Source organism: Archangium gephyra (assembly GCF_049060025.1).
Lineage (GTDB): Bacteria > Myxococcota > Myxococcia > Myxococcales > Myxococcaceae > Archangium > Archangium gephyra_A.
This window is the reverse complement of sequence record NZ_JBMEQQ010000002.1, coordinates 7,358,582-7,370,051: the sequence shown is the minus strand read 5'-3', so window position 1 is coordinate 7,370,051 and position 11,470 is coordinate 7,358,582. Positions and strand designations below refer to the sequence as shown.

The window sequence follows — 11,470 nt, the reverse complement described above, 5'->3', positions numbered from 1 at the left end:
CCGTCGCGTACACTGCTCCGGCATGAGTCCCGGCCCCCGCTCCCGCGCACTGCTGCTGCCCCTGATGGTGCTCACCGTCGCCCTGGGCCTGGGCTCGCGCTCGGCGGCGGCGAGGCTCTACCTGCCACGCTTCGTCACCGACTACGCGGGCGACGCGCTGTGGACCGTCATGGTCTACCTGTGCCTCGTCTTCGTCCTGCCGCGCCTCTCCCTCCGGCTCGCGGCGGCCGGGGCCCTCGGCATCTCCGTGCTCGTCGAGCTCAGCCAGCTCGTCCACACGCCCTGGCTGGACGCACTGCGGGCCCACCGCCTGGGCGCCCTCGTCCTCGGCCGGGGTTTCCTCGTGTCCGACCTGTTCTGCTACGCCGGGGGCGCGGGGCTCGCCGCGGGCCTGGAACTGCTGCGCTCCCGGCGCCGCGCCGTGCACCGTCCGGCGGAGCCGGGCGCCCACCCTTGAGCAGCCCCTATTCCCTGGCTGGCACGGGCCTCGTCACCGCCCCACGGCAATGCTCCGGCCGGGCGCCATTCCGGAACAGGCCGCGCGCCGGTGAGTGTTATCTGGTGGATCGCGCATGTGCGCCCGGCGTCGTGAAAACGAAACCCGGAGAGGTTACCGGCTCGACTTCCCGAGCAACCAGGTGTACGCCCGGTATGCGCTCCAGTGAGCGCGCGGTTCGGCGATGGTCGCCGGGCTGTGTAGGAGAAAGAATCAACGAAATGGCAAGTGGCACTGTGAAGTGGTTCAACGACGCGAAGGGCTTCGGATTCATCACCCAGGACAACGGGGGCCCGGACGTGTTCTGCCACCACACCGCGATCGTGGCTGATGGATTCCGGACCCTGGCCGAGGGCCAGAAGGTGGAGTTCGACGTCAAGAAGGGCCCCAAGGGCCTGCAGGCCGAGAACGTTCGTCCGATCTGATCGCTCGAGCGCGGCTACTTACCTTTACGTCTACGAGGCCCGGCCTCCCGCGAGGCTGGGCTTCTTTTTTACTCTTTCCCAGGAGCATCCATGCAGGGGAGGTCCACGAAGCGGCAGAAGGAGATGGCCCGCCAGCAGAAACAGCGGGAGAAGGACGCCAAGAAGGCCGAGCGCCAGCGCGAGAAGGATGGACGCCCCCCCCGGCAGCCGGGCGAGGAAGACCCGGACATCGCCGGCATCATCCCCGGCCCCCAGCCGCCCCTCGAGATGTGAAGCACAGCCCCCATGAAGCAGGCAGCCAGGCGCCCTTCCGGCGGCCAGGGCTCGGGTTCCCAGCGGATTCCGGGCCCTTCGTGTTTCCGGGCCCCGCCGTCAGGCACCGGCGCGATGCATACCTTCCGCGAGAGGACAGACGGAGGCGCGAGCGCCCCGGCACCGCGAGGAGGAGCGCATGGCAGAGGGTGACGATCGCCGGGAAGGCGGCATCCAGGAGCAGGAGTCCCATGCGCGGCAGGAGCCGGCGAAACACGTCTTCGACAAGCCCGCCACGCTGAGGGAGCCCGCGGCGCCGCGCGTTCCCCGGACCCTGGAGTCCTCGCCAGTCCCCGTCATCCCGCTCCCCGGCGAGGACCAGGCCCGCACCTCCGAGGCCCGTCCCGAGACGCTCCAGGAGGCCCGGGAGGCCACCGATGAGCTGCTGCGGGAAATCCTGGAGGAGGACTTCCCCGAGCCCCGGCGCGCGGAGCCTCCGGCGAAGCCCTCGCGGGAGGAGGACTGGCCCTCCGAGCTGCACTCGCTCCACCTGCCGGAACAACAGTAGAGCAACGACAGGGAGGCGCCCCGCGCGGGTCCTTCCGCGGAGCGCCCCCACTCTTCCGGTGCGGCGTGTGCCTACCGCGCGGTGTCCGGCGCCCGCTGCTCCTCACCCGCGCCGCCCCGGCCGTCCAGCTTGATGCCGCTCGCGCCCTCCTGCTCCTCCGGCACGCTCTGGAAGCCCTCTTCGTCCGGCAGTTGATTCAGGTCCTCGGGCTGACGCCCCTCCTGGGTCGTGTCCAGGCCGGAGCCACCCTGGCCGCCCCGACCATCCAGGCCGATGCCACTCGGGGCCTCCTGCTCCGCCGGCACGTTCTGGAAGCCTTCCTCATCGGGCAGTTGGTTCAAATCCCGGGGCTCCTGGCCCGGCCCGGTGTCCTCCTGCTGGCCCGCGCCGCCCGTGCCCGGCGCCTGCTGCTGCTGCTGCGGGCCCTGGAGGTCCTGCGTCCCCTGTTGCCGGCCCGCCTGGTCGCGGCAGCCTCCCGCCACGAGCAGGGCCGAAGCAGTCAGGCCGAGCACCACCCCACGCTTGAATCCGTCCCTCTTCATTCCTGGTCTCCTTGTTGGGAGCCGTGTCTGGCTTCCCGCAAGGCTTTGGCGTCCCGGGCGGCGCTGCAGGAGACAGGGCTGCGCCCGCCAGGCCGTCCGCCCTCAGGGGTGCTGGCCCGCCCGCTCCCATTGCCGGGGCAGGACGGACGCCACGAGGCGGAGCAGCTCGTCCAACTCGAAGGGCTTGCTCAAGCAGCCCACGGCGCCGACCTCGCGGGCACGCCGCTGCGCGTCCTCGGCCGCCGTGCACACCACGATGGGCACCTCGTGGCCGTAGCGCCGGCGCAGCTCGGCCGAGAAGGCCCAGCCGTCCATCACCGGCATCCGCATGTCGAGCAGGATGAGCTCCGGCACGCACTGCTCCACCCGCTCCAGGGCTTCCTGGCCATTCGAGGCCCTGCACACCCGGTAGTCCCCGGCCTCCAGGGTCATGGCCATCACGTCCTGCATGTCCGGGTCATCGTCCACGACGAGGATGTGTGCTCCGGTCATTCCGCTCACCTCCTCCCTCAAGCTAGGTGGAGCCATTCGCCGCCGGAAGGGGCCCGCTCAGGCCACCTTGGCGAACCGCTCCGCGCGCATCCGGGCCACGAGCTCGCGCGCCTGGGCTTCCGAGGCGACGAACTGGACCTTGGTGAGCGCGCTCGCTTCCGCACGTCCGGCCAGGTGCGCCGCGAGGGCAATCCCCTTCGAGACGGCCCGGTGCAGCAGCCGCGCGCCAATGTAGATGGTGCCGAGAATCCACTCCGGCTGGATGTGCTCGCTCAGGTAGCGCCCACCCTCCATGTCCAGGGTGGTGGCCTCGCTCAAGTCTCCCACGATGAGGATGGGCCGTTGCTGGCCCAGCTCCCGGTAGACCTCCGCCAACTGGATGGCGTCTTCCAGGGTGGCCCGGCCCCGGGTGTGGACCCAGACGAGCTCGGGCGGCTCGAAACGGACCGTGGTGCTTCCAACCTTCCACTCGCGCGGCTCGGACATGGCCCGGCCCAGATAACGGACCGGGCCCCGAATCACGAGGCCTTCCCACCCGGCTGTGCGGCGCTCAACGTTCGCGGGAGTGCTTACAGCCCCAACTGTTTGGCGATGATGACCTTCATGATCTCATTGGTGCCCGCGTAGATGCGTTGCACGCGGGCATCCATGAAGGCGCGGCTGATGGGGTACTCCAGCATGTAGCCGTAGCCGCCGAAGAACTGCAGGCACTCGTCCACGACCTTGCCGAGCATCTCCGTCTGCCAGAGCTTGGCCATGGAGCACTCCTTCACCAGGTACTCGCCCGCCACGTGCTCGGCGAGCAGCCGGTCCATGAAGGCGCGGCCCACTTCGACCTGCGTCGCGCACTCCGCCAGCTTGAACTGGGTGTTCTGGAACTTGCCGATGGGCTTGCCGAACGCCTTGCGCTCCTGCACGTAGGCCAGCGTGTCCTCCAGCACCTGCTCGGCCGAGGACTGCGCCATGGCCGCCACCACCAGCCGCTCCTGCTGCAGCTTCTTCATCAACTGCATGAAGCCCTCGCCCTCCTCGCCCAGGCGGTGGGCGGCCGGCACCCGGCAGTCCTCGAAGACGAGCTCCGAGGTGTCCTGCGCCGCCATGCCCATCTTCTTGAGCCGCTTGCCCTTGGAGAAGCCGGGCGTCCCCGCCTCCACCACGAAGAGGGAGATGCCCTGGTGCGCGTTCTTCGGGTCCGGGTCCGTCTTGGCGGCCACCACGCACACGTCGCAGAGGATGCCATTGGAGATGAACGTCTTGGCGCCGTTGAGGACGTAGAAGTCGCCGTCGCGCACCGCCGTGGTGCTCAGGGCCGCCAGGTCCGAGCCCGTGCCCGGCTCCGTCATGGCCACCGCCGCCACCGCCTCGCCCGAGGCCAGCTTCGGCAGCCAGCGCTTCTTCTGCGCGTCATTGCCGAACTCGTGGATGTAGGGCACCACCACGTCCGAGTGCAGCGCCATGGCGAGGCCGGACTCGTAGATGCGCGCCAGCTCCTCCATCACCACCACCGAGTGCAGGAAGTCGCCGCCCGCGCCGCCGTACTCCGGCTCCAGCCACGGGCAGAGGAAGCCCGCCTCGCCCGCCTTGCGCCACACCTCCCGGTCGACGATGCCCGCCTCGTTCCACCGCTCCTGGTGCGGCTTCACCTCGCGCTCGAGGAACTGGCGGAACGACTGGCGGAACTGCTCATGGTCCTCGCGGAAGAGCTTCCTCTGCACCTGGGTGGCCTCCGTGCGCCGCGGGCCTCGTGCCCGCGCTGGGAGGTGGATGGTCTCCCGGGATTGACACGGAAATCAACTCACCGTCCACGGGGCGGGCTCTATAGTCCACGGAGACATGCCGGTGCGGGTGCGAAGAAGCTGGGCCACGAGTGACGAGATGAAGAAGGTGCTGCCTTGAAGCTGCTGGTCCGGAAATTGGGTCTCATCGACCATGCGGAGTTGGACATCCGCCCGCTGACGGTCCTCATCGGGGAGAACGGGACCAACAAGACCTGGGTGGCCTACTCGCTCTATGGCCTGATGCGGAGCATGGTGCGGAGCGGCGCCTCTCCACTTCCGGTGGAGCATGCACTCGATGATGTGGAGCGTTCCACTCGGGAGCAGATCCAAGCGGACAATGCGGCCATCGCATCGACTCTGGCGCAGGAGGGAAGCCAAAGCCTCTCGCTGGAACGCGATTTCTCGAAATACTTCGCAGGAGGCTCCGCAACACACGCTCTCGTGGGCAAGGCCCTCTTCTTTCGCGATTTGTTGAGGCTTCCCGAGGGCTTGCCTGCTGATGTCGAAAGCAGACTGGAACTCGGCGGCGCTGAATTTCGCGTCGAGACAGAGCCAGCGAGGATAGAGGTCACAGCAGCAGGAGGGGGAGTCATGCTGCGGGTGCGCATCTCGTCCGAGAACGATCATAGGTTTTACTTCGATTCCAAAGAGCGCCTTCGCGATGCCTCTTGGTGGGAGGAGGCCTTGTCCTTTGCGTTCACCTCCTGGTTCTCTCAATCCGCAGGGAAAGTGTTCGTCCTTCCCGCGGAGAGGAAGACGCTGGCATCAGCTCATGATCTTCTGAGAGATGAATTTGGGAAGGTAGTGACCATCCCGGTCGCCGACTATGCGGAGTTTCTCGGTTCTCGCCGACGTCTTGCCGAGCGCGGATTCGAGCCGGAAGGTGAATCCCCACTCAGGGATCTCGCAGGCCTTCTGGAGCGGAAGGTCGTCAAGGGAGCGATCGGCTTCAAAGGAGGAGATGTCGAGGGAGCACATCTCTCCTTCAGTCCGTCCGCCCAGGTCGAACTCCCCATCCATGCCGCATCATCGCTGGTGCGAGCGTTGGCGGGATTGGACCTCTACCTGCAAACGGCAATGCCGGGAGATTTCGTCGTCATCGACGAACTGGAGATGAACGCGCACCCGGAGGCCCAGCTCGCATTGACGGAGCTGGTGGCGATGCTCGTCAACCGGGGCCTCCGGGTGGTGATGACGACCCACAGCCCGTACATCGTGGACCACCTGAACAACCTGATGGCGGCGGCACGGGTTCCGCCCGAGCGCCAGGACGAACTGGCTCCGCATTTCCGGCTCGGAAGCCGAGAGGCCTTCCTGCCCGCGGACAAGGTGGCGGCCTACCACTTCGCTCCAGTGGACGGGAAGGTGGAGGTCCGGGACGTGCTGGACCGGGAGACGGAGGCCATCGACTGGCGCACGTTCAGCCGGGTCACGGACGAGCTGAGCAACCTCTACGGGCGCATCCTCGAGGCGAAAGAGCGCGAATGACTCCGTGCGATGTGACTCCGTGGGAACAGCTCCTGGGCAAGGGCACGAGCCACTCGGAGAGTGGGCGGGGTGTCCGCTTCGCGCCGAAGACGGGGGAGCGGGCCTTCTTCTTCCGCTCGGACAGCCAGGAGTTCCGCGCGTATTTCGGCAACGGCCAGTCCTGTGATGCCATCTTCCTCATCGAAACCGCGCAGAAGCGGAAGCTCTTCTTCATCGAGCTGAAGGGTGGCCGCTTCGAGGATGCCATCCCCCAGCTCGCCGAGACCTTCCTCGCCGTTCGCCGCAAGCTGCCCCCGGAGTGCCGCCAATCCACGGAGCTCGAGGCGCTGGCCGTGACGGGAGGGGGAACACCGGGGCAGGAGGCGCGGAAGGCCCTGGAGGTGTTCATGAAGAAGACCGGAGCACGGCTGGTGCGCAAGTCGCTCCCATCAGGCAAGAACTACGACCTCCGTGAGTCCCTCTGAGTACCCCATGAGCTGGCGCCTGGCCCGGACGAGCAGCGGAGCTCCCAGCAGCTCGCCTGGCCGTCCCTGTGGCTCCACCTGGCCATGAAGGGGGCCCAGGGCCGCCACGTGGCCTTCAAGCTGCTCAAGCGCGACCGAGGGCCTCGCCCTACGCGTGCGTCGAGGAGTCCTCCTCGGCGATGAGCCCCTCCTCCTGGGCCAGCGAGCGCAGGTGCGTCTTGATGCGCTGGAACTGCTGGCGCAGCGCGGCCGCCTTGCGCTTGAGCGACGTGTCCGTGAGCGTCTCCTCGCCTTCCGACATCACCCGCGCCACCTCCTCCCACGACAGCCGCTGGTCCACCCGCAGCAGCAACAACATCCGCTCCTGGGGATCCAGGCTCTCGCGCAGCGCGCGGAACCGCTCCTTCACCGAGGTGCGCTGCCAGGGCCGGGTCTCCGAGCGCGGCCGCTGCGCCTCCTCCGGGAGATCCGACCGGGTCATCGGCTGCTCGCGCCCGGCCGGCGCGTGCATCACCTGGTAGCACGCGTTCCGCGCCAACCGGTACGCCCACGTCCGGAAGGAGCTCTCCCACCGGAAGCCCGGAAGCCCTCGCAAGAGGTTCTCGCTGAAGAGGCTGAAGGCATCCCGGCTCCGTTCATAGTCATGCAGCACCGAGGCCATCAGCCGCATGATTTCCTGTCCATACCCCTCCAGCGCGCGCTCCACGGCCGCGGCCAGGTCGCCCTTCCTGCACAACGTCTGGATGTCCTGCTCCAGCTTCTCGCGCTCTTCCAACTGCATGGTGGCTCTCCCTCACTGCCTCTCGTTGTCCATCACTGCCCACGCCCTCACCCCGGCCCCGGAATCCCGGCCTCCAACCCCGGCGCCGCGGACGGCTCCAGGAGCCGCAGGGCGCGCCGCTCGAACGCCCCGGCCCCCTGCGCCCGCGCCACGCGCACCGCCTCGAGGAGGCTCGCGTGGGCCCCCTCCTCATCACCCAGCGCCCGCCGGGCCTCGGCCTGGATGCGGTGCAGCTCGGACTCGTAGGAGCGCTCGCCCACCGCCTCCGCCCACCGCATTCCCTCCTGCACCGCGAGCAGCGCCTCGCGAGGCTGCCCCAGCAACAGGTGCACTTCCGCCAACATCGCGAGGTTGTGCGGCATGCCCGCGCGCAGGCCCGTCATCCGCCACCGCCCCAGCCACTCGCGCATCTGCGCCAGCCCCTGGGCGGGCTGCCCCAGCCGGGCCAGGGCCCAGGCCCGCAGCAGACCGGACCACTCGATGAACAACCGCAGCCAGTGCTCGCTCGCCACGGTGTGGCACTCCTCGGCCAGCGCGAGCGTGCCCCGGGCGTCCCCCTGCAACTGGCAGGACAGGGCGGCGTAGAGCAGCGTATAGGCCCGGGTATTCGGATGACCGATGCGCGCGGAGAGTGCCAGCGCCTCGCGGCGGTACTCGAGCGTACGCTCCGGCTGGCCGATCACCGCGTGGATGACGGCGGCGTGGACGAGCGCCACCGCCGTGGGATTCGTCCACTGCCGCCTGGCCAGCACCCGGTGCTCCTCCAGGGAGAATTCCGAGCACGCCAGCGCCCGCTCCACGTGCTCGCGCGCCTGCTCCTGCTGGCCCCAGACGAAGAAGTCGGCGGCCATCATCCGGTAGCCCAGGACGAGCAGCTCCTGGTTGTGCTTGCGCGAGCCCAGGTCCACGAGCTGCTCGGCCAGCTCGTGGGACAGGCGGTACTCGGCGCGGGCGAAGTAGTAGGCGAAGAGCCCCCAGGCGGGCACCTCCAGGTCCGGCAACGCGTCGCCCACCGAGCGGAAGAGCTCGCGCGCGCGGGTGTACGTCCGCTTCACCTCGGGCGAGCGGAAACCCTGCACCTGCGACAGGGGCATGCCCAGGGCCAGGAGGAGCTGCAGCTCCTGTTGAATCCGCTGGGCGGCGTCGGGCAGGGAGCGCAGCAGCTTCAGCGCGTACTGGAGGTGGCTCACCGCCTCCTGGTTGGCCGAGTGCAGGCTGGCGCCGATACCGGCCCGCATCCAGTGGTGGATGGCCGGCTCGTACTCGCCTGCCTCGGTGTAGTGGTGGGCCAGCACCTCGGGCTGCGTCTCCACCACCTCGGGGAACTGCTCCAGCAGCGCCTGGGCGATTCTGCGGTGGTGCTGGCGCCGGGTGCTGCGCAGCAGCGACTGGTAGGCCGCGTCCTGGAGGAGGGCGTGGCGGAACTGGTAGCCGGCCCCGTCCTCCTCCTCGCGCTGGAGCAGCCCCGAGGCCACCAGCTCCTCCAGGTCCCTGCGCAGCGAGGAGGCGCCGCGCCGCGTCAGCGTGGCCATCAACGCGTGCGAGAAGCTGCGCCCCACCACCGAGCAGAGCTGGGCCAGGGCCTTCTGCCCCGCCGGGAGCATGTCCAGGCGGGCCAGCAGCAGCTCGTGCAGGGTGACGGGAATGGAGGGCATGGCGCCGCCTCCGGCCACCATGCGCGTCATCTCCTCCACGAAGAGGGGGATGCCGTCCGTCTTCTCCACCAACTGGCGCACCGTCTCGCGCGACAGCTCGCGTCCCCCGGCCGACCCCTGCACCAGCGCGGCGGTGAGCCGTGCCGGCAGCCGCTCCAGGTTCACCCGGAGCAGCGGGCCCGTGGTGGAGGGCCAGGCGTGCTGGAAGCCCGGGCGGGCGCTCAGCAGGAGCAGGACGCGCGCCGGCTCCACCCGGTTCAGCAGGAAGCCGAGCAGCTCCAGCGTGGAGGGGTCCGCCCAGTGCAGATCCTCCACCACGGCGAGCACCGGGCGCCCCCGGGCCATGCGCAGCAGCAGCTCCGTCAGGGCCTCGAAGGTGCGCTCCTTCTGGCGCTCCGGCGAGAGCTGGAGGAAGGGCAGGTTCTCCTTCACCGGCAGCGAGAGGAAGGCGGCGATGAGGGCCATGTGCTCCGGCTCCAGGCCCAACGTCCCCAGGTGTGCCTCCAACCGGGCCAGGTTGTCGCCCGGCGAGCCCTCCGCATCCAGGCGGAAGAGGTGCTGCAGCATCTCGATGATGGGGTGGAAGGCGCTGTTGGCGAACTGGCTCCAGCACTGGCAGCGCAGGCGGATGCTGGTGGAGGACGGAACCCGGAGGCGCACCTCCCGGATGAGGCGCGACTTGCCGATGCCGGCCTCCCCCGAGAGGAGCACGAAGGAGCCCCGGCCTTCCCGGGCCCGCCCCCAGGCCCCGAGGACCTGGCGCAGCTCGGCCTCGCGGCCCACCAGCGGGGAGAGCGTGCTGGTGGCGAGCGCCCGGTCGAAGCGGAACACCGTCTTGCGCGCGCGCGTCACGCGCCAGGCCTCCACGTGCCGTGCGCCGCCCAGGCCCTCGAAGGTGCGGGTGCCGAGCGCCTCGGACTCGAAGGCCGGCTGCACCACGGTATGCGTGGCGTGGCTGAGCACCACCGTGCCCGGCCCGGCCTGGCGCGCCAGCCACGAGGCGATGCGCGGGGCCTCTCCCTGGATGGTGGGCGTGCGCCCGCGCAGCTCCGGGAGGATGTCGTCGAACACCACCGTCTCGGTATGGATGCCCACCCGCACCGCCAGCGAGCCCAGCGGGAGCGAGGGCAGGCGCTCGCGCAGCTCGTCCGTCAACGAGCCGGCCAGGCTCATCCCGGCGCTGACCGCGCGCTCCGAGTCCTCCTCCCGGGCCACCGGGTAGCCGAAGCAGGCCAGCACCTCGTCACCCACGCAGGTGGTGATGGAGCCGCCGTGCCGCTGGATGACCTCCGAGCAGCGCTTCTGGAAGCCCGCTTCCAGCTCGCTGAAGTCCTCCGCGTCCAACGCCCCGGCGAGCCCCGTCAGGCCCACGAGCCGGCAGGACAGCAGCGTCACCTGGCGGCGCTGGGGCGCCACCGCGCGCGGCTCCTCGCGCCAGGGACCCAACCGCTCCTCCACCCGTCGCAGGCTGTCGCGCAGCTCGGCGGCCGAGGGCATGCGCTCGTGGGGCTCCTTGGCCAGGGCGGCGGCCACCAGCGCCTCCACCTCCTCGGGGACCTCCGGATGGCGGAGGCGGAGACGGGGCACGGGCCCGGAAGCCACCACCTGGGCCCGCAGCTCCTCCAGCGTGGCGCTCGGGTAGGGCAGCTCGCCGGTGAGCATCTCGTACAGCATGACGCCGGCGGACCAGATGTCCGTGCGCTCATCCTGCGCCCCGCCGAGCCACTGCTCCGGGGACATATAGGGCGGGGTGCCCGCGGTGGGCAGGTACGGCAGGGGCGAGCTGGTGCTGGACGACGTCAGCCAGGCGAGGCCGAAGTCGAGCAGCTTCACCGTGCCCTTCCGGGTGATGAAGACGTTGCTGGGCTTGAGGTCGCGGTGGACGATGTGGCGGCCGTGCGCGTGCGCCAGCCCGGCGGCCACCGCGGACATGATCTCCACCGCGCGCCGCACGCCCAGCCGCTGCTCGCGGTGGAGCAACGCGGCGAGCGACTCCCCCTCCAGACACTCCATGACGAGGAAGGGAATGCGCGGCTCCCAGGCCGCCCCCACCCATTCGGCCACGTCGAAGATGCGGACGATGTTCTCGTGGTCGAGCTGCGCGATGGCGCGTGCCTCCTGGCGCAGCATGGAGATGAGCCAAGGCCCGCCCCTCCCCTCGCGGGGGAGGATGAACTTGAGGGCCACCTCGCGCTGCAGCTCCTCGTCGCGCGCGCGGAACACCTGCCCCATGGACCCGCCGCCCAGCTCCGAGATGATGTCGAAGCGGTGGCCGTCCGAACCGCCCAGCCGCTCTCCGGGAGCCGGCTTGCGGAACGGGACGGGCTCCTGCGCGACCTCCCGGATGAAGGAGTCGCCGTAGTCCGAATCCTCGGGACGGGAATCACCCGCCGTGAGCGGCTGGCCGTTCCTGGGGTTGTGACCGGTCTCTTCACGCATTCCCTGCTCCCCGGTCGACGGGCCCTCGCGCTGCAAGGCCTTGCTGGATGAAGTTACGGGTCCCATGGTCACCGGGCAATGCAACGGGCC

General features: G+C 69.7%; 12 protein-coding genes. 6 read left to right on the top strand and 6 right to left on the bottom strand.

Annotated elements, in window-relative coordinates:
• Window positions 1-22 precede the first annotated feature (22 nt).
• The 4 genes from ACN28I_RS32205 (at window position 23) to ACN28I_RS32190 (ending at window position 1,741) form a co-directional block, all read left to right on the top strand.
• On the top strand, window positions 23-457 hold the full coding sequence (locus ACN28I_RS32205; protein WP_420945735.1) for a DUF2809 domain-containing protein: 435 nt from the start codon (window positions 23-25) through the stop codon (window positions 455-457).
• A 260-nt stretch (window positions 458-717) separates the two neighbouring features.
• A complete protein-coding gene (locus ACN28I_RS32200; protein ID WP_420945734.1) occupies window positions 718-921 on the top strand; it encodes a cold-shock protein in 204 nt (67 codons plus the stop codon).
• Window positions 922-1,011: 90 nt separating this feature from the next.
• Window positions 1,012-1,194, top strand: coding sequence for a hypothetical protein (locus ACN28I_RS32195; RefSeq protein WP_420945733.1), 183 nt, complete (start codon window positions 1,012-1,014; stop codon window positions 1,192-1,194).
• Window positions 1,195-1,372: 178 nt separating this feature from the next.
• Window positions 1,373-1,741 (top strand): hypothetical protein, encoded by a 369-nt coding sequence (locus tag ACN28I_RS32190; RefSeq protein WP_420945732.1) that lies wholly within the window; start codon window positions 1,373-1,375, stop codon window positions 1,739-1,741.
• Window positions 1,742-1,812: 71 nt separating this feature from the next.
• Here ACN28I_RS32190 and ACN28I_RS32185 read toward each other — a convergent pair whose 3' ends face one another.
• The 4 genes from ACN28I_RS32185 to ACN28I_RS32170 all read right to left on the bottom strand — a co-directional run bounded on the left by ACN28I_RS32185 (window position 1,813) and on the right by ACN28I_RS32170 (window position 4,490).
• Window positions 1,813-2,283: a hypothetical protein gene (locus ACN28I_RS32185; protein WP_420945731.1), complete on the bottom strand. Its 471-nt coding sequence runs from the start codon at window positions 2,281-2,283 to the stop codon at window positions 1,813-1,815.
• 102 nt (window positions 2,284-2,385) lie between these two features.
• Window positions 2,386-2,775: a response regulator gene (locus tag ACN28I_RS32180; protein ID WP_420945730.1), complete on the bottom strand. Its 390-nt coding sequence runs from the start codon at window positions 2,773-2,775 to the stop codon at window positions 2,386-2,388.
• Window positions 2,776-2,832: 57 nt separating this feature from the next.
• Window positions 2,833-3,297 (bottom strand): hypothetical protein, encoded by a 465-nt coding sequence (locus tag ACN28I_RS32175; RefSeq protein ID WP_420945729.1) that lies wholly within the window; start codon window positions 3,295-3,297, stop codon window positions 2,833-2,835.
• A gap of 47 nt (window positions 3,298-3,344) precedes the next feature.
• A complete protein-coding gene (locus tag ACN28I_RS32170; RefSeq protein ID WP_420945728.1) occupies window positions 3,345-4,490 on the bottom strand; it encodes an acyl-CoA dehydrogenase family protein in 1,146 nt (381 codons plus the stop codon).
• A gap of 177 nt (window positions 4,491-4,667) precedes the next feature.
• Here ACN28I_RS32170 and ACN28I_RS32165 point away from each other — a divergent pair, with 177 nt between their 5' ends.
• Complete coding sequence (locus ACN28I_RS32165) at window positions 4,668-6,041, top strand: AAA family ATPase (protein WP_420945727.1); 1,374 nt, start codon at window positions 4,668-4,670, stop codon at window positions 6,039-6,041.
• Window positions 6,038-6,505: a hypothetical protein gene (locus tag ACN28I_RS32160; protein WP_420945726.1), complete on the top strand. Its 468-nt coding sequence runs from the start codon at window positions 6,038-6,040 to the stop codon at window positions 6,503-6,505. The genes ACN28I_RS32165 and ACN28I_RS32160 overlap by 4 nt, the downstream gene beginning before the upstream one ends.
• Before the next feature lie 148 nt (window positions 6,506-6,653).
• Here the strand turns inward: ACN28I_RS32160 and ACN28I_RS32155 are convergent, their stop codons facing one another.
• Together ACN28I_RS32155 and ACN28I_RS32150 are read right to left on the bottom strand one after the other, a co-directional pair.
• Window positions 6,654-7,286 carry an RNA polymerase sigma factor gene (locus ACN28I_RS32155; protein ID WP_420945725.1) on the bottom strand — a complete coding sequence of 211 codons (633 nt, stop codon included), beginning with the start codon at window positions 7,284-7,286 and terminating at the stop codon, window positions 6,654-6,656.
• Between the two features lie 47 nt (window positions 7,287-7,333).
• Window positions 7,334-11,380, bottom strand: coding sequence for a protein kinase domain-containing protein (locus ACN28I_RS32150; protein WP_420945724.1), 4,047 nt, complete (start codon window positions 11,378-11,380; stop codon window positions 7,334-7,336).
• Between the last annotated feature and the right edge of the window lie 90 nt (window positions 11,381-11,470).